The organism is Sandaracinobacteroides saxicola (assembly GCF_014117445.1).
In the GTDB taxonomy this organism is placed as follows: domain Bacteria; phylum Pseudomonadota; class Alphaproteobacteria; order Sphingomonadales; family Sphingomonadaceae; genus Sandaracinobacteroides_A; species Sandaracinobacteroides_A saxicola.
Map to the genome: position 1 here is coordinate 824472 of NZ_CP059851.1, position 16996 is coordinate 841467.

Genomic DNA, 16996 nt, shown 5'->3' on the forward strand with positions numbered 1-16996 from the left:
ATAGCGCCGCAGCATGAAAGCACGGGTATTCGTCACGCTGAAAAACGGCGTTCTCGATCCGCAGGGGCGGGCGATCGGTCAGGCGCTGGCGGGGCTGGGGTTTGACGGGGTGGAGGATGTCCGCGTCGGGCGGATGTTCGAGCTGACGCTGGCGGACGGCACCGAGGTTTCGACCATCGAGGAGATGGCGCGCAAGCTGCTGGCCAACATGGTGATCGAAAATTTCCGGGTGGAACTGGCGTGAAAAGCGCCGTCATCGTCTTTCCTGGCAGCAACTGCGACCGGGATGTGGCGGTGGCGCTGCGCGACGTGACGGGCAGGGCGCCGGCGATGGTGTGGCATGGCGACCATGACCTGCCCGACGGGCTGGAGCTGATCGTGCTGCCGGGCGGGTTCAGCCATGGTGACTATCTGCGCTCGGGCGCGGTGGCGGCACGCGCGCCGGTGATGCGGGCGGTGACGAATGCTGCGGCACGCGGCGTGCGCGTGCTGGGCATCTGCAACGGGTTCCAGGTGCTGACCGAGGCGGGGTTGCTGCCGGGGGCCCTGATGCGCAACGCCGGGCTGAACTTTGTCTGCCGCCATGTGGCGCTGCGGGTGGAGGCGGGCGCCGCGGCATTCACCCGCGGTTATGCGCCGGGGGAGCTGATCCAGCTGCCGGTGGCGCATCATGACGGAAGCTATGTCGCCGATGCCGCCACGCTCGACCGGCTGGAGCAGCAGGGGCAGGTGGCGTTCCGCTATGCCGAACCGGTGAACGGCTCGGCGCGGGACATTGCCGGCGTGGTGAACGAGGCGGGCACCGTGCTCGGACTGATGCCGCACCCGGAGCGGGCGATCGAGGCGGCGCATGGCGGCACCGATGGCCGCCGGCTGTTCGAGGGACTGCTTCACGCGATGGCGTGACGCGCGGAAAACGCGTGAAATTTCCGTTGGCATGGCTCCGCCCGGCTGGTTAACCGTTGAAACCGTGCGCGGCTTTTCGTGCGGCTATCGAGGGAGTGTGTGATGCGTCTTGTTGCTGCCGTCCTTTTGCTGGCGGGATCGCCGCTGCTTGCCGGCGGGTTCGCCATCCAGGAACAGGGGGCGGTGGGGCAGGGCCGCAGTTTCGCAGGCGCCGCGGCGCAGTGGGATGACGCGCAGTCGCAATGGGCCAATCCGGCGCTGCTGACGCAGGCGGCCGGGGGGTCGCTGGCGGGGTCGGTCAACACGCTGTTCATCCGCTCGGCACAGGCCGATCGGGGAACCACGATCAGCAATATTCTTGGCACGCGCCCGGTGGGGGGTGGCGATGGCGGCAACCCGTTCGCGCCGGTGGTGCCGGTACCGTCGGGCGCCGCGGCGTTGCGGGTGGGGCCGGATACCGTGATCGGCGTGAGTTTGAACAGCCCCTTCGGCCTGATCGTGAACTATGACGCGGGCTGGTTCGGCCGTTATGATTCGCTGCGGTCGAAGCTGAACACCTATAATCTGGCGCTGTCGGTGGCGCACCGGTTCGGCGCGCTGTCGGTGGGGGCGGGGATCGATCCGCAATATATCAATGCGGAGCTGACCTCGGCGCTGCCCAACTCGCTGGGCGCCGCCGATGGGGCGCAGCGGCTGAAGGGCGATGACTGGTCGGTGGGGTGGCATGCCGGTGCGACGCTGGACCTGGGGGAATTGCGGCTGGCGGCGGCGTGGCGCTCGGGCATCCGCCACCGGCTGAAGGGCCAGCTGGCGATCAGTGGCCTGTCCGGGCCGCTGGCGGCGGGGAACCGGGTGGTTGAGGCGGAGGCGCCGATCGGGCTGCCCGCGACGGGAAGCCTGGCGGCGCGCTGGCAGGTGACGCCGGCGCTGGCGCTGCTGACCAACCTGACCTGGACGCAGTGGAGCCGGTTCGACGCGATCCGCGTGGTGACGGCGGGCGGCACGACGGTGCAGGAGCAGGATTACCGCGACACCATCAGCCTGGCGTTCGGGGGCGACTGGCGGGTGGACGAGCGCTGGACCCTGCGCGCCGGGGTGCAGCGCGACGAGACGCCGACGCGCGACGGCCTGCGCACGACGCGGGTGCCCGATGGCGACCGCACCTGGCTGTCGGCGGGGGCGACAGTGGAACCGGCGCCGGGATGGCGGCTGAGCGCCAGCTACAGCCACATCTTCGTCAGCACCGAGGCGATCGACCGCAGCGAACCCTTCTTCGCCGGCACGCCGCTGGCGACCACCGTGGCGGTCCGTTCCTCGAACAGCGGCGGCGTGGATATCCTGGGATTATCAGCGGCCTACGCCTGGTAGCTGAAACCGGCGCCGTTCTGGCGCGTATGGTCTTCAGTACCCGTTGCGTTGCTTTCCCCTTCTCCATGCGTCGAGGCATGGGGAGGGGATCATCACGGCCGGTTTTTGACGGTACGGTCGAGGAAATCCATGATGCCGCGCCACATGTGGGTGGCGAGCGCCGGATCGCGGATGGCGTGGGTCTGGCCGGGATAGACCATGGTGTCGAAGCGGATGCCGGACGCCTGCATCGCCGCCATCATGCGGGCGCTGTTGTCGAACACGACATTGTCGTCTGCCAGGCCGTGGATCAGCAGCAGCGGACGGCTGATGCGGGCCGCGTCCTTGACGACGTTGGACGCGCTATAGGGCGCCATGTCGGTGCCCGGGTTGCCGAGATAGCGTTCGGTATAATGGGTGTCGTACAGCGTCCAGTCGGTGACGGGCGCGCCGGAGACCCCGGCGGCGAAGGCGGTGGGTGCCTGGGTCAGCAGGCGGAGCGTCATGTAGCCGCCATAGCTCCAGCCGTAGAGCGCAACCTTCGTGGGATCGACGAAGGGCTGCGCCTTCAGCCAGTCCAGCGCGGCGAGCTGGTCGGTGACCTCGAGAGTGCCGATCTGGCGGTAGAGCGGGCTTTCGAAGGCGACCCCACGGTTCGTCGTGCCGCGATTGTCCAGCATGAAGACCACCCAGCCCTGCTGCGCGAGCCATTGGTGCAACGGCGTGCTGCGGCCCCACTGGCGCGACACGCGCTGTACGCCGGGGCCGGCATAGACCTCGAAGAAGACCGGATGGCGCGTGCCGGGGGTCATGTTCGGCGGGGTCAGCAGCATATAGTGCATGGCCTGGCCGTCGGCGGCGGGCAGCGTGCCGAAAACCGGCGTGCGATGCGCGGCCAGGAAGGGGGCATAGGGGGTGCTGGCGACGGCGTTTTCGGTCACCCAGAGCCGGTGCTGGCCGTTGCGGTCGACGAGCGCGACTTGCGGCGGCTGGTCTGGGGTGGAGCGGGTGACGAGGGCGACGGTGCCGGCCTTGTCCATGACGCTTTCGGCCCAGCCGCCGGGCTGCGTCAGGCGTCGCGGGCTGCCCTTGCCGTCAAGGCGGACGGCGTAGAGGGATTTTTCCAGAACGGTATCGAAAAATCCCGAGACGAAGGCGAGGCCGGCGGCTTCATCGACCGCCTCGACCTCGTCCACCACCCAGGGACCGCGGGTGATGGGGATGAGGCGTTTGCCGTTCCAGCGGTAGAGATGCTGGAAGCCATCGCGTTCGGACAGCCAGAGGAAATGGCCGGGGGTGGCGAGCGGGCGCAGGCCGTCGTGCAGGTTGAGGAAGGTCCTGCTGGTTTCGCTGAAGAGCAGGCGGGCGGCGCCGGTGGTTGCATCGACGGCGAGCAGGTCGAGGCGTTTCTGGTCGCGGCTCTGGCGCTGCACCACCAGCGTCGCGGCGTCGAGCCAGTCGACGCGGGCAAGATAGATGTCGGGATCGGGGCCGAGATCGACTTTCACCGGGGCACCGCCGGAAACGCCGCGGATTTCCAGCGTGACGAGGGCATTGGGCGTGCCGGCGAAGGGGTAGCGTTGCTGCGTGACGGCGGTGCCGGCGGCGCCGATGGCGGCGCGCGTGGCGATGCGGACGGGGGTTTCATCGACCCGGGCAACGGCGATGCGGCGGTCGTCGGGCGACCACCAATAGCCGGTGTTGCGCTTCATTTCCTCTTGCGCGACGAATTCGGCGCTGCCGTAGCTGACCGGGCCGGCGCCTTCGGTGGTGATGGCGCGCTCGGCGGTGAGGTCATGGACGTAGAGGTTGGCGCCGCGGACATAGCTGACGAAGCCACCCCGCGGGCTGACCTTGGCGTCGGTTTCGCTTTCGGCGCTGCGGGTGAGGCGCTGGGCGGTGCCGTCGAGGCTGGCGAGCCAGATGTCGCCGTCGAGGGGCACCAGCAACCGCCGGCTGTCGGGCGCCCAGCGATAATCGGTGATGCCGCGCGCGCCGGCGATGCGGGCGCGTTCCCGGCGTTGCAGTTCCGCCTCCGACAGCGCGGCCGGCGCCGGGGAGAGTTTCAGGCTGTCCACAAGCATCTTTTGCTCGCCGGTGGCGACGTCGGTAACCCAGAGGTCGCTGCGCAGCTGGTCGTCGGCACGGCTTTTCAGCACGGTGACCATGCGGCCGTCGGGCGAGATGGCGGGCGCGCGCGGCGCGGCGCCGGCGAGTGGCGGGTTGGCGAAGACACGTTCGAGTGTCAGCGCTTCGGCGATGGCCAAGGTGGGGGCGGAAGTGGCGAGCATGGCGAGGGCGATGATCCAGTGCGCTTTCATGGGGCTTTTCTGCCGTGGCCGGCGGCACTTGTCACGCGGCTGTCAGAAAAGGGTTCAACCGCCGCGGCGGACGGCGTAGGAGGGCGCAAAGAAGAATGGAGCGCGCATGGCCAACCCCGTCATTTCAGCGACCGGGCTTTTCACCCCGGCGGACAGCATTTCCAATGCCGAGCTGGTGGAGAGTTTCAATCGCTGGGTGGAGGCGCACAATGCTGAACATGCCGCGGCGATCGCCGCGGGGGACATGGTGGCGATGCAGCCATCGAGCGTGGAGTTCATCGAGAAGGCGAGCGGAATCAAGTCTCGCCATGTGATGTCGAAGGCTGCCATCCTGGACCCGGCGGTGATGCGGCCCGACCTGCCGGAGCGGCCGAACGACGAGATTTCGGTGCTGGCGGAGATGGCGGTGGCGGCGGCGCGCGACGCGCTGGCGCGGGCCGGGCGCTCCCCCGCCGACGTGGACGCTGTGCTGTGCGCGTGCAGCAACATGCAGCGGGCCTATCCGGCGATGGCGATCGAGGTGCAGGCGGCGCTGGGGATCGAGGGGTTCGCCTTCGACATGAATGTGGCGTGCAGCAGCGCCACCTTCGGCATCCAGACCGCGGCGGACTTCATCCGGGCCGGGCATGCGAAAAGCGTGCTGGTGGTGAACCCGGAAATCTGTTCGGGGCATCTGAACTTTCGTGACCGGGACAGCCATTTCATCTTCGGCGATGTGGCGACCGCCATCCTGGTGGAAGCGAAGGAGATGGCACCGGCGGCGCACTGGGAGATCGTGGGAACGAAGCTGAAGACCGTGTTCAGCAACAATATCCGCAACAATTTCGGTTTCCTGAACCGGGCCGCGCCGGAGGGTGTGGGCGCGCCGGACAAGCTGTTCGTGCAGGAGGGGCGGAAGGTCTTCAAGGAGGTGGTGCCCATGGTCAGCGAGATGATCGTGGACCATATGGGCGAACTGGGGGTGGCCGGCGTGCGGCGGCTGTGGCTGCACCAGGCCAATGCCGGGATGAACCGGCTGATCGCGGGGCGCGTCTTGGGACATGAAGCGAGCGCGGACGAGAGCCCGACGGTGCTGGACAGCTATGCCAACACGTCGAGCGCCGGGTCGATCATCGCGTTTCACCTGCACAATGACGATTTACAGGTGGGCGATGTCGGGCTGATCTGTTCGTTCGGGGCGGGGTACAGCGCCGGCACGGTGTTTGTGCGCAAGGCGGCTTGAACGCAGCCGCGTGGCCTGCTACGCGCGCCGCTCTACCGGGCAGGGGCGACCTTGCCTTATGGCACGTGCGGTCGTGGCGGAACTGGTAGACGCGCAACGTTGAGGTCGTTGTGGCCGAAAGGCCGTGGAAGTTCGAGTCTTCTCGACCGCACCAGACAGTCCTGAAATCCTGACGAGATGGAGCGTTCCCTTCGGGGGCTAAATTCCTGCGGAAAATCCAGGGGTTTGCGGCGGGCATTCTTGCACTGCGTCAAATCGGTATCCGAAGCTGCAGCGCCGGGGTCCGAAAGGGTCAACCGTCTCGGGCCTGAAAAGTTCTGACTGCAGATAAGAACACGATCTCAGGCTCGATGTTAGCTTCAGCGTAAATTACCAAGATTATGAACGGGTGCATGCTACGCAGGACGCGTATCCCCTTCGCATAGGGTCATGACGAAAAGCGGGGTTGCCGCCTAGCTTAGCCATGGAGTCAAGGGGGGTAATATGGCAGAGGCTGGGTAGTGGCGGCGGGCTAAGGATTCTTCTTTCCCATCTGATCTGTTTGAGCCGCTGGTGCCATAGGAAGGCAAATGCAATCATTGTCATCAGCGCGTGCCGATGCAGGCCTGTCCACTAGCTTTGGGCAACCATTGATGCATATTGGGATAATGGTTGATAATCAACGCACCGCGGTAACTGCAGCGGGGTCGCGGGCGCCGCTGTCGGTGCTGAACCTAACCATGCCGCCATCAACAGTAACTCCAGTGACAAGGGCCCAACTCGGCATATCCACGGTCATGATCTGACGGCCGATCAGCGTGGCGGCGTCGCCCAGAGATCGGGACGACAGCGACGCAAGAATGTCATCTAGTTTGCGGTTGCCAGCTACCGCCTGCTCAACTTGGCTAAAGGTAGCCAGTTGCTGAGTATATTGCGTAGGATCCTGTGGGGATAGTGGGTCCTGGTTCTTTACCTGGGTAATCAGCAGTTTCACGAAGGTATCGAAGTCGGCGGCGATGCGGGTGCCCTCGGAGGCATTCGGTTTGCTACCGGACGCAGCCGCGATCTGGCCGACGAGCGGGTTGGCTGCAATGATGGTCATGACTGGTTCCTTGAACTGCGGTTGGTTGGGAAAAGCACTAGATGAGCCGGTCAAGTCGGCCTGCGGTGGAATCTGAAGGAGCATCCTGCGAAAGGTGGTGGCGGACGCGGCTGCCGTCGGACTGCTGCGATCCCCATGGATCGTGCCAATGGCCGCGACTTCCGCCGCCACTGCCTTGACCAGCACCCGTGCCACCGCCAGTGCTGGTATCAAATGCTTGTCGAGTCTCGATCTGAACCGCGCCCGTGCCAGTGCCGCGGTCCATCGCACTCCTCAATATCTGCTCGTCACGCAGCAAATGGTCGCGCGCCGCGGAGGTATCGGTGACGATCCTGATCTCAGTGATCCGTCCCTCGTTGGAAACGATCCTTACTTCTACGCCGCCCAAGCTTTCAGGTAACAGTCTCAACCGCACCGTCTTGCGACCATCAGCTGCTGATTGCGCCATCGAAACAATGGTCTGAAGGGCACCGTCGACCGTAACGCGTGGATCAGGCGCAGATGTAGTTGCGGACGGTACATCGGCAGCAGAGGCCATGTTTGTGATCCTTGTCACGTCAGGCTGCATCAACACGGCAGTCCCCACGAGCGTGCTCATAACTGACGCACCCTGTGGCCCCAGCGTAGCGGGGGAGGCAACCTGATCGCCGCTACAGTCCACGCGCTTCGGTTGTGCCGGCGAATGGTTTTCCGCCACGAGGGACACCGGATCGGGTTGGGTCGACACAGCTTCTACCAGTGTTGTGGCCGGAACGGGCGAGCTGGCCTGGATGGGCGCAGCCACGCCGGTCAGTTGAGACGAGGCGATTGCAGGCGCAGCGTGGATTGAGGGCATGGCTGCGCCGCCCGGCCTCGGCAATTCATTGATCAGAATCCCGTCCGCGTGCGCCATTTTAGGGGGCGTTGTCTCTGCGCCGCCCGATGCCATACCTGCTTCGGGCGCCGGCGAGGCGAATGCCTGATCATGCGCCGTCTCATGGCCTTGTGTGCCCTGCCTGATATGGAGTGCCGCGCCTTGCACCGGCGCGGCGTAGATCGTCGGCGACGGCACATAGATCGCAAGCCATTGTGGCTGAACTCCATCAGAATGAACTGTGGGCTGGGGCGAAGACGGATAGGTTGGGTCCGCATCCTCTGGCCAGCTGCAGGCTTCGGCGGGATTGCAAGCGGCTTCACTGCACGGAAGCACTGGCGACGTGTTGGTTGGGACCGCAGCAGCGAGTGTTTCCGAAAATTTGTCCGATGGCGCATCGGGCATATCGGGCATCGGCCTCCCCTTGGAGAGCCCGTATGCAGCGACGGCAGCAAGCATTTCCGGCTCCCTAGATGACGGCAGCTGTACGCAGGCGCACGGGTCCGCCAAGTTCGGCGGTCGAAAGAACCGCCAGATCCGGGCGCACGCGGTCAACAATCTGTCGCAGAGCCGGTCGCAGCATAGGCGAGACGAGAGCAGCGGCTTGCTCACCACTGGAATCTACTTCCGCGAAGACCGTTTTCATTCGGGTGACCAATCCGCTGACCAGCGTCGGGCTCAGTGCAAGCTGTCGGTCGGGGCCCTCGCCGGTCATCGCATCCTGCAACGTAGCCTCCCAATCGGCGGACAATGTAACCACGGGCAGCACGCCATCAGACAAATGGCCGTGGACGATCTGACGACCAAGCTTCTGCCGGACATGTTCCGTGAGGCCGCTAATGCTGTTCGTCCAAGTGCATGCCTCTGCGAGCCCGTCGAGAATCAGCGCCATGTCCCGAATGGACACCCGCTCGGCAAGCAGCCGCTGAAGCACGCGCTGCACGACAGCTGGCTGGAGCTTGGCGGGGATAAGCTCACCTGCCAGCTTGGCGCTGGCCGGTGGCAGACTTTCCAACAGCGCCTGCATTTCAGCATGGCCGAACAGCTCAGGAAGCGCGGCTTTGACAATTTCTGTGATGTGAGTGGTGATGACCGATGCCGCGTCCACCACGGTAAGGCCATGGAAGCGCGCTTCGTCGCGCAACGAACGGTCGATCCAGATCGCGGGCAGGCCGAAGACGGGTTCGCGCGCAGGTTCTCCAGGAATGGGGGACGTCCGGTCATTGGGAACCAACGCCATAACCCGATCTGGACGCAACTCGCCGCGGGCTGCCGCGATCTCTCGCAAGTAGATGACATATTCACCGGGTTGCAGCGCCAGATTATCGAGCATCCTGACAGGTGGCATTATGAAACCTAAATCAGTGGCAAAATGTCGCCTGAGCGCAAGAATCTGGTCATCAAGACGTGGCTCGCCAAGCGGATCGTTGACAATCGGAACGAGCGCGCAGCCGAACTCGATACGGATTGCATCAACTTGCAGCAACCGATGCGTATCCTGCGGCGTCGCGGCCGCCGTTACCTGCGCATCGCGTTCGGAACTGGCCCGCACCCAAGCGGCGCGCCGTGCGATACGGTGAGCAGCATAGGCCGCACCGGCCGCCAGCCCGGCGAAAGGGATGAAGGGGATACCAGGGAGCAGCGCCATCGCACCGAGCACGGTAGCTGCTGCGCCGAAAGTCTTTGGATCACGCGTCAGTTGGCCAGCGATCGCCGCTTCTGCTTTGCCAGTCACGCCACCCTTGGAGACGAGGATGCCAGCGCCGACGCTGATGATCAGCGCGGGGATCTGGCTAACCAGTCCGTCGCCGACCGTCAGTAGAGTATAGGTTTCAAATGCCTGGCCAAAGCTGAGCCCATGTGTAATGAGGCCTATGGCGATGCCCACGATAATGTTCACGCCGGTGATGATTAGCCCGGCGATGGCGTCTCCTCGGACAAACTTCGATGCGCCGTCCATCGAGCCGTAGAAGGCGCTTTCCGACTCCAATTCCTGACGTCGCTCGCGCGCATTCTTTTCGTCAATGGCGCCGGTTGACAGGTCGGCATCGATTGCCATCTGCTTGCCCGGCATGGCATCCAGACTGAAGCGTGCCGCGACTTCAGCGATCCGCCCCGCACCCTTCGTGATGACAACAAAGTTGATGAGGACAAGGATGAGGAAGATCGTTAACCCGATCGCCGCGCTGCCACCCATCAAGAAGGCGCCGAACGCTTCGATGACATGGCCAGCGGCGTGCGTACCTTCGTGACCACTGTTGAGGATTAGCCGGGTAGTAGCGATATTCAATGCGAGACGGAAAAGTGTGACAATCAGCAGCATCGTCGGAAAGGCCGACATCTGCAGCGGCTTTTCGATCAGCAACGCCGCCATTAGTATCATGACTGAAGCCGCGATCGAAAGCGCCAGACAAATGTCCAGGAACCATCCCGGCAACGGCACAAGCAGGATGGCGATGATCAGGCCGACACCGGCTGCGAGGCCGAGGTCGCGCCCGGCGCCCGAACCGTCGAACAGAACCTGTAGTGCCCGGGGCAATTTCATTAGCGCGGTTTCGCAATATCAATGAACGACACGCCGATAGTGTCATCATCAACGCTGATAAGCTCACCCCGGCCGATGATCCTATCGTGAACATAGATATCGACCGGCTCCCCGACGCGCCGCTCAAGTCGGATTTCGTCACCTTCCTTCAATGCTAACAGGCGCGCAATCGACATGCGGGTACGCGCGAGCACTACCCGCAGCGGCACCGGAATTTCCCACAGCGTGGCGGCGGCAACGGCCGAAACTGCGGTGTTCCCGTGCATCGCTACAAAGTCTCCGGATGAGGCGGTGGGACTGTCAGCCGCGCTGGCGTCATCTTCATCGGACATAGGCATGGTCTGCGGATCGCTGCTCATTGATTGTCCTTCCGTCAGGCTGTCATCATGCGGCGGAGCGCCGCTGCGGCGGAATCAGGGTTGGCTGAAATGGCAGATGATACCTGCTGCAGTAGCTCGTCGAGCGCCGCGCGCGGGGAGGGTGCAGGCAAACGCTGCTGTTCGGCCGCTATGGCGACGGCAGCATTGTCGGGGCTGCTCGCCATTTCACGCAAGACAATCTCGCCGTTGATAGCAACCGGCTCGGCCTTGCGCTGCGCCGTGCGACGCCGCCAAAACAGTGCCGCCAAAGCGGCCAGGAGCAGTAGCAGAGCGGCCGCCACGCCGATTGCCCATTGGGGAATGGCACCAGATGCTGCTTCCGTGCTCTCAGTCCCATCTGACGTTATGGCCGGGACGAGTGGCATGAGTTCGATCGTTACCTGGTCGCCGCGATCAGCGTCGAAACCCACCGCAGTCTGTACCAGGCGCCGTAGTTGCGCGACATCGGCGGGCGCCAGTGTCCGACCCGCGGCAGTTTTCGGATCGACTAGTACCGACACGCTCAACCTCGTCAGGCGGCCGGCATCCTCCATCACTGTGCTTGCTGTGCGCGAACTGTTGAACTGGGTCTCCTCGGAGGTCTCGCGATTGGCTGACGTGCGCAAGTCGCCAGCTGCTGCCGGCGCTGCTGTGCGATCAGGCAGCTGTGTCGCTACCGAAGCAGCTTGAGCGGCCTCGCCCTCGCGGCTGTCGCCCAAAGTTTCCATCGTGGTGGATCGGGCAACGACATTGCCATCGGGATCAAAACGTTCGCTTTCGTCCCGGCGGGAGGCGCGCGATAGATCGGCCGCCACCTGAACCCGCACCCGACCCGAGCCAGTTGCGCGCTCGACCAGCGCTTCGACTTCCTCCCGAAGCCGTGTTTCCAATGCCGTCTGACGGTCGTCAAGCGCAGCAGCGTCGCCACCGGTACCTGACAGCAAACGGCCGTTCTGGTCAACGACCGATACACGTTCAGCAGCGAGACCTGGTACAGCGCCGGCCACGAGCGCGCGAATGGCATGAACGGTTGCAGTCGACAACCTACTGCGCGTGCGGACCGTGACCGATGCGGTCGCAGGGCGCGGTTCGCGCACGAACAGCGCTCGTTCCGGTAATGCCAGATGAACGCGTGCCTTCAACACCGCGTCGATGGTGGCAATTGAGCGCGCGAGTTCGCCTTCGATCGCACGCACCATGTTGATGCGTGCACGCTGATCAGACAAACCGAGTGGGCTTTCGGCATCAAGCACACCATAGCCGACGGGACCGGCGAGCTCGGCACCGGCCAATTCCATGCGCAATCCGGCCAACCGTTCGACCGGGGCCAGCACGGCTGAGCCATCGGCCGAAAGCGTGAACGGCACGTTAGACTGGGCAAGGCGCTCGGTGATCGCTTTCGCGGCAGCGGGTTCCAGATCAGTGAACAAGTAACCCATGGATGGCGAATTATTGTGGCCAAAACGCGAAATCGCGACCGTGAGAAGGATCGCGACAACCGCGGCACTCGCCGCCAACCAGCGGCGGCTGCCGCCGTTGAGCGCAAAATCCCTCGCCCCGTCGAGAAGAGCAGCTGCTGCCACGCTGTTTTCACCTGTTCATAACCGTGCGGATGATGCCCGCCTGTCCGCCTGTTTTAGCCCGCCGGAATCATCCGGGGGTGGAATTCAGCTGCCTGCACCCTGCGCCTTGTCCGGGGCCGGCAGCAGCGGTCTTAGTATACGCTCCAATGCCGCGCGCCGGTCGGCCGCGAGCATGGCCACCGAATGGCCTTCGACAGTTAGCCGCGCGTCACCTGGTGCCAGCGCGACATCGGTTACAAGTTCAATATCCCGAAAATGCGTTTCCCGCACCCGCTCAACAATGCGTGATGCTACTGATGATATGTCCGGTGCGACGTGGAGGCACATCCGGTCTTCTGTAGCGGCACCATTCAGTTCGTCTGCGATCACGTCAGTAATGCGCTGATCCAGGCTGTCCGGCAGCAACCCTGCGATCAATTCGCCGATGGCAAGCGCAACGCGCGCCATCGCCGCATAGTCGGCTTGGCGAGCATTGGTCATTGCGGTAACGGAAGCTTGGAAAGCGCGGCCCAGCGCCTCCATGGCGCCCAGCAACTGAGTATCTTCTTCATCTCGCCTGGCATTCGCCCACGCCACACCGCGCGCATGGCCCTCCTCCCGCGCGCTTGCAAGCAGTGCGCTGAGGTCGGGGCCGGCCGACTCGGTCGGCGTCACTATCTCTTCGGCAAGTGGTGTCGGCACAAAAGGCCGCAAGCGCTGCAAACGATGGCCAGGCGGCCGCATGAGCGGAATACCATCTGCTTTATGCGGGAAGAAAGGAGCACTCATGCAATCATGTCACTTTCATCTCCCGGTCCATCAAGCGTCAGCTCGCCGGCTTCGGCCAACTGCTTGGCAAGAGTGACCAGTCCCGCCCTCGCCTGCTGGATATCGCGCGCGCGTTTTGGGCCCATGTCGGCCAAAGACTCCCGCAGCAGGCCGGCCGCCCGCGTCGGCAGCACGCCAAGGAACATTTCCAGCAGTTCTTCATCGGCGCCCTTCAGCGCTAGTGTCAGCTGGGCCTTGTCGGCCTTGCGGACAAGAACCGCGAGCGCGTCGCGATCAATGCGGCGCAGATCGTCAAATGTGAACATGAGCGAGCGTATGCGCTGGGCGGCGTCGGCATCAGCTACTTCCAGATGAGCGAGCAGCTGCTGCTCCGTGTCGCGGTCCAGTGCGTTGAAAATGCTAGCGACCTTGGCGTGTGGATCGGCCAGAGCCGCTCGCGAATCGCTGGCGATAAATTCCTGCTTGAGCACCCGCTCGACCTGAATCATCGCTTCCCGCGAGACTGGCTGCATAGCCAGCGTCCGCGTGATAATGTTGATGGCTGCATCGCGCGACATGGCGGCGAGCACGGCGGCAGCGCGATCCGGTCGAAGCTTCGACAGAATAACCGCGGCCGTCTGCGGCTGTTCAGCGGCAAGATAGTTCGCGAGTTGATTTTCGGGAATCTTGGACATTCGCTCCCATACTGGTTGGCTCTGGTCGTCACCCGAGATATCCCGCAGAATCGACTGAGCGCGGTCGCCGGGCAGCACGGCGCTGAGTAGCCGCTGGGCTGTCGTCGGCGATCCTTGCACACCGCCTGCGTCGGCCATGCCATCCAGAAAATCCCGCAGCAGCCGCTCAGCCGTGCCGCCCGCGACGGGACCGAGGTCGATCATCGCCGCCGCGAGGCCGCGGGTCTCCTGTTCGTCGAGCTGCTCCCAGATTGGTCGACCCGTAGTGGGACCCAGCACGAGCATCAGTGCAGCCGCGCGCTGCATCGGGTCTAGCCGTCGCAGATCGGCCGGTGGCTGACTGCGGCGGGGTTCGGCAATCGCGTTCATGTCGGTAAGGCTCCCGGTCTATCTGTGGGCTATATAGCGCATAGGGCATGGCCAGACAGCGGCCGCGCAACACCATAGACAATCGGCAGGGAATGCATGACCAGTCTGACCGCAGCGCTGCAGCTTCTCGCGCCAAGTACGTCCGCGGCGGTTACTCCGGCGTCTCGTGCGGTCGTGAGCGTAGCAACCGCAGCACCCCGCTCCGCTACCATCGAACGTGCCCGACAGGGTTTCACCACGCCGCAGGTGGCTGCGCCTTGGGCTGCGGCAACAAGACCGCATGAACGACTCGCCCGGCAGCTACTGGCGCAGCCAGTCGCGGTCGCTGGCCGCATTCCCGACGCGCGCAGCGTACCTGACGAGCTGAGGCAATTGTTCGAGGCTTGGACTGCGGTTGATCGCATGCGTGCGCTGACGACCATGGCGGCCAACACCATTACGGCGCCTGACCGAGCAGCTGCAGCACAGCGTTTTGATGCGCTGGCAGATGGCCTTCGCAACAGGCTCAGCAGCAATGATGGCAGCCCGGTGCAGTTGTTCTGGAATGAAGCAGCCGTCAGTGCGCGCGCACGTGGCGTCGTGGTCAGCTCGACCAGCTTTCGCGGCGTCGCAGTCGCAGAAAATCGCGGCGATCCCGTTCCCTTGCCCGTAGGTGCGGAACTGCGCCTTGAACTTCGGGGGCCTACGCGCACCGACTATATGAACATTACTCTCGATGCCGGCATGACGCTCGACATGATCGCAGAGCGACTGAATATGGCAATCATCGCCGCGCCCGGCCTGCATGGGGCGCGTTTCGCTGTGGAAAAAGGCGAGGGTTGGGGCCTGGTCGTTCACGGCAACAGCGATGATGTCATTTTGCATGACCTATCTGCAACCATGCAGGCAGCGGTGATCGGTGGGGCGAGCCTATCGCGGATGGGAATGGACGGGGGCGTGCAAACCCGCGAAGTGGTGGGTGGGGTACGCGATGCCACAGGCCGTGACATGGGCTTTGTCGCGACAGCGGCAGTCGGCGACGCGGACGGGTTTCTTTATGCAGCTGGCATCGTCTCTCAGGGTGATAACAGCCGGCATCTCCTGCTAAAGCTCGATCAGAGTGGCGCGCTTGTCTGGCAGGTGGATGCGCCTGCGGTTCGCGAGCAGGGCCTGCTGTTAAGCCAGCAAGGAATCCTGCTGATGCCCGCGGACACCCAGGGTTCCGTGCTGGCGTTCGATCAGCACGGCGATCGCATCATGGCACTGAAGCATCTGACCGGCGAAGCCCTGACCACGACGGCGGCGGCCGCGGACCCATATTTGCCGGGTGCTACGTTGGTCGCCTTACGCAGCGCTGGTGGCTCATCAGAGGTGCGGCGGATCGACGCCACCGGAGCCACGCTTGCGCGTATGGTGATGCCGGGTACCTTTTCGCAGATCTCACATCTTATTGCTACCGAAGAAGGTATCTTGGCGGCCGCTAGCATCGACGGTCGTGCCGAAATGATTGTGATCCCTAGCGACCTTTCGGCCGTGGCGTCCGCTAACCGGCTTGACCTCGGGCCTGGCCGGATTGCAGCAGCCGCCACTAACGCCGGTGTCCGCGCGATCATCCGCATCGGAAGCGATGGTCTGCGGGAACTGGTTACTCTTGCACCAGCAAGTCCGCCCGCCGTGAACGCGCGCGCGACGCTGGACTTCGCGGCGACGGGCGTCGCCATTGGCGACCATGGCATCACCCTCGCCGGCCGTAGCGGCGACCGGATCGTGAGCGAAATACGTGAAGCCATCGGCATCGCGCCGCTCACCCGGACGGAATGGACGGCACTCTCGCGAAGCGGCGAGAACTCATCGCCGTTGGTTGCGCAGTGGCGAGCCGGCCGTTCAACACTGGCCGCGCTAGGGTTGCGTCCGGGGCAGCTGGTTGACGGCGACGGAAGAGTTTCTGTCGCGCGCGCTCAAGGGCCCGCCCCTGGCGACAGTTTTACCATCGACGCGGGCGGTCGCTCGATCACGATCAGTCTCCGCGTCGAGGATAGCCTGAATACGCTATCCCGCCGGATTGCGACCGCGCTGGGCGCCGTTGGGACCGCGCGTGTTGCCACCATCGACGGCCGGCAGGAACTGCGGATCGAGGCCCGCACACCGGAGGGTCTGTCGCTGCGTTCGGGGCCGACCGGCCGTGACCTGCTGTCGGGGCTGGGAATAGCTCCACAGCGAATCGCGTCACCACGTGTATCCCGCGCTGGTGATGCGGTGGTCCAGCCCGGCGGGACGTTTGCGCTGCGGCTAGACGGACTGCCAGGCGTTTTGTCGCGAGAGGCAGCGGCGGATAGCCGGCGTCGGCTCGATGTGGCCGAGGCCCAGCTGCGAAGCGCGTATCGATCGATGTTCTGGGACGCCGGCAAGGAGACACGGGCTGCCGGCCCCGTCCGTGTACTGTCGCCAGCCGAAGCTGCGCGCATCGAAAGCTACACTGCCGCACTGCGGCGTCTAGGTGGGTAAGGCATTGCCATGAAGGATTTTCGCAATCTTCCGCTAACCGGCGGTCTAGAGCGGGCGATGCAGCATCTCGCATTGCGCCAGCGGGTCATCGCGGAGAATGTCGCCAATGCCAGCACGCCGGGATACCGGACACGCGATGTCGCTTCGCCGGATTTCCGCCGGATGCTCAACCAGACGGCGCGAGCAGCGCCTACCGCGGGCTTGGGCATCCAGCGGCCACAGGTGGCTGGCATCGAGCGGCCAAATGTAGGCCGGCAAGGTAGCGCTGATAAAGGTCATATTGTGGCAGCTGGTGGATCTTCTGAGGTGCGCAACGACGGAAACGACGTAAGCATCGAAGCGCAGCTGCTACAGATGGCTGACACTCAAAGCCAATATGCGACAGTAGCTAACCTGTATCGCCGGTCGAGGCAGATCATGCGGATCGCTACCGGCCAGCGATAAGATCGCCTAGTCAGGCGTATGTTAACCTTACCCTAAAGTT

The 16996-nt window shown here is 64.2% G+C and carries 14 protein-coding genes, 1 tRNA gene and 1 pseudogene; 7 read left to right on the forward strand and 9 right to left on the reverse strand.

Annotated features, from left to right (window positions below; translation table 11 throughout):
- The first annotated feature begins 13 nt into the window (after positions 1-13).
- From purS to H3309_RS04105, 3 genes are all read left to right on the forward strand, one after another.
- Complete coding sequence (gene purS, locus H3309_RS04095; RefSeq protein ID WP_182297502.1) at positions 14-244, forward strand: phosphoribosylformylglycinamidine synthase subunit PurS; 231 nt, start codon at positions 14-16, stop codon at positions 242-244.
- A complete protein-coding gene (gene purQ, locus H3309_RS04100; RefSeq protein ID WP_182297503.1) occupies positions 241-906 on the forward strand; it encodes a phosphoribosylformylglycinamidine synthase subunit PurQ in 666 nt (221 codons plus the stop codon). Before purS ends, purQ begins: the two co-directional genes overlap by 4 nt.
- Positions 907-1008: 102 nt before the next feature.
- Positions 1009-2274 (forward strand): OmpP1/FadL family transporter, encoded by a 1266-nt coding sequence (locus tag H3309_RS04105; protein WP_182297504.1) that lies wholly within the window; start codon positions 1009-1011, stop codon positions 2272-2274.
- Positions 2275-2366: 92 nt separating this feature from the next.
- On the opposite strand, the gene H3309_RS04110 is transcribed toward H3309_RS04105, so the two are convergent.
- Positions 2367-4574 (reverse strand): S9 family peptidase, encoded by a 2208-nt coding sequence (locus H3309_RS04110; RefSeq protein WP_182297505.1) that lies wholly within the window; start codon positions 4572-4574, stop codon positions 2367-2369.
- A gap of 106 nt (positions 4575-4680) precedes the next feature.
- Between H3309_RS04110 and H3309_RS04115 the strand changes: the two genes are divergently transcribed.
- Positions 4681-5796 carry a beta-ketoacyl-ACP synthase III gene (locus H3309_RS04115; RefSeq protein WP_182297506.1) on the forward strand — a complete coding sequence of 372 codons (1116 nt, stop codon included), beginning with the start codon at positions 4681-4683 and terminating at the stop codon, positions 5794-5796.
- A 67-nt stretch (positions 5797-5863) separates the two neighbouring features.
- Positions 5864-5950: transfer RNA gene (locus H3309_RS04120), tRNA-Leu, on the forward strand.
- Positions 5951-6174: 224 nt separating this feature from the next.
- Here the strand turns inward: H3309_RS04120 and H3309_RS17870 are convergent.
- From H3309_RS17870 to H3309_RS04155, 8 genes and pseudogenes are all read right to left on the reverse strand, one after another.
- Positions 6175-6408: pseudogene (locus tag H3309_RS17870) on the reverse strand (hypothetical protein); the annotation flags it as partial.
- 46 nt (positions 6409-6454) lie between these two features.
- The gene (locus tag H3309_RS04125) at positions 6455-6877 is read right to left on the reverse strand and encodes a flagellar hook assembly protein FlgD (protein ID WP_182297507.1); all 423 of its coding nucleotides are present in this window, start codon (positions 6875-6877) and stop codon (positions 6455-6457) included.
- A gap of 37 nt (positions 6878-6914) precedes the next feature.
- Positions 6915-8144 carry a flagellar hook-length control protein FliK gene (locus H3309_RS04130; RefSeq protein WP_182297508.1) on the reverse strand — a complete coding sequence of 410 codons (1230 nt, stop codon included), beginning with the start codon at positions 8142-8144 and terminating at the stop codon, positions 6915-6917.
- 55 nt (positions 8145-8199) lie between these two features.
- The gene (flhA, locus tag H3309_RS04135; RefSeq protein WP_182297509.1) at positions 8200-10275 is read right to left on the reverse strand and encodes a flagellar biosynthesis protein FlhA; all 2076 of its coding nucleotides are present in this window, start codon (positions 10273-10275) and stop codon (positions 8200-8202) included.
- On the reverse strand, positions 10275-10634 hold the full coding sequence (locus H3309_RS04140; protein WP_182297510.1) for a FliM/FliN family flagellar motor switch protein: 360 nt from the start codon (positions 10632-10634) through the stop codon (positions 10275-10277). The genes flhA and H3309_RS04140 overlap by 1 nt, the downstream gene beginning before the upstream one ends.
- 14 nt (positions 10635-10648) lie before the next feature.
- Positions 10649-12217, reverse strand: coding sequence for a flagellar basal-body MS-ring/collar protein FliF (gene fliF / locus H3309_RS04145; protein WP_182297511.1), 1569 nt, complete (start codon positions 12215-12217; stop codon positions 10649-10651).
- 84 nt (positions 12218-12301) lie between these two features.
- Positions 12302-12985, reverse strand: a complete 684-nt coding sequence (locus tag H3309_RS04150) for a FliH/SctL family protein (RefSeq protein WP_182297512.1) — start codon at positions 12983-12985, stop codon at positions 12302-12304.
- Complete coding sequence (locus tag H3309_RS04155; protein ID WP_182297513.1) at positions 12982-14028, reverse strand: flagellar motor switch protein FliG; 1047 nt, start codon at positions 14026-14028, stop codon at positions 12982-12984. Before H3309_RS04155 ends, H3309_RS04150 begins: the two co-directional genes overlap by 4 nt.
- 420 nt (positions 14029-14448) lie before the next feature.
- Here H3309_RS04155 and H3309_RS04160 point away from each other — a divergent pair, with 420 nt between their 5' ends.
- On the forward strand, positions 14449-16512 hold the full coding sequence (locus tag H3309_RS04160) for a hypothetical protein (protein WP_182297514.1): 2064 nt from the start codon (positions 14449-14451) through the stop codon (positions 16510-16512).
- A gap of 9 nt (positions 16513-16521) precedes the next feature.
- The gene (locus H3309_RS04165) at positions 16522-16956 is read left to right on the forward strand and encodes a flagellar basal body protein (RefSeq protein WP_182297515.1); all 435 of its coding nucleotides are present in this window, start codon (positions 16522-16524) and stop codon (positions 16954-16956) included.
- Positions 16957-16996: the final 40 nt, after the last annotated feature.

Coding starts and splice junctions, on each gene's coding strand:
- purS (WP_182297502.1), top strand. CDS start 14: ATGAAAGCACGGGTATTCGTCACGCTGAAAAACGGCGTTCTCGATCCG.
- H3309_RS04105 (WP_182297504.1), top strand. CDS start 1,009: ATGCGTCTTGTTGCTGCCGTCCTTTTGCTGGCGGGATCGCCGCTGCTT.
- H3309_RS04110 (WP_182297505.1), bottom strand. CDS start 4,574: ATGAAAGCGCACTGGATCATCGCCCTCGCCATGCTCGCCACTTCCGCC.
- H3309_RS04115 (WP_182297506.1), top strand. CDS start 4,681: ATGGCCAACCCCGTCATTTCAGCGACCGGGCTTTTCACCCCGGCGGAC.
- H3309_RS04125 (WP_182297507.1), bottom strand. CDS start 6,877: ATGACCATCATTGCAGCCAACCCGCTCGTCGGCCAGATCGCGGCTGCG.
- H3309_RS04130 (WP_182297508.1), bottom strand. CDS start 8,144: ATGCCCGATATGCCCGATGCGCCATCGGACAAATTTTCGGAAACACTC.
- flhA (WP_182297509.1), bottom strand. CDS start 10,275: ATGAAATTGCCCCGGGCACTACAGGTTCTGTTCGACGGTTCGGGCGCC.
- H3309_RS04140 (WP_182297510.1), bottom strand. CDS start 10,634: ATGAGCAGCGATCCGCAGACCATGCCTATGTCCGATGAAGATGACGCC.
- H3309_RS04150 (WP_182297512.1), bottom strand. CDS start 12,985: ATGAGTGCTCCTTTCTTCCCGCATAAAGCAGATGGTATTCCGCTCATG.
- H3309_RS04155 (WP_182297513.1), bottom strand. CDS start 14,028: ATGAACGCGATTGCCGAACCCCGCCGCAGTCAGCCACCGGCCGATCTG.
- H3309_RS04160 (WP_182297514.1), top strand. CDS start 14,449: ATGGCGGCCAACACCATTACGGCGCCTGACCGAGCAGCTGCAGCACAG.
- H3309_RS04165 (WP_182297515.1), top strand. CDS start 16,522: ATGAAGGATTTTCGCAATCTTCCGCTAACCGGCGGTCTAGAGCGGGCG.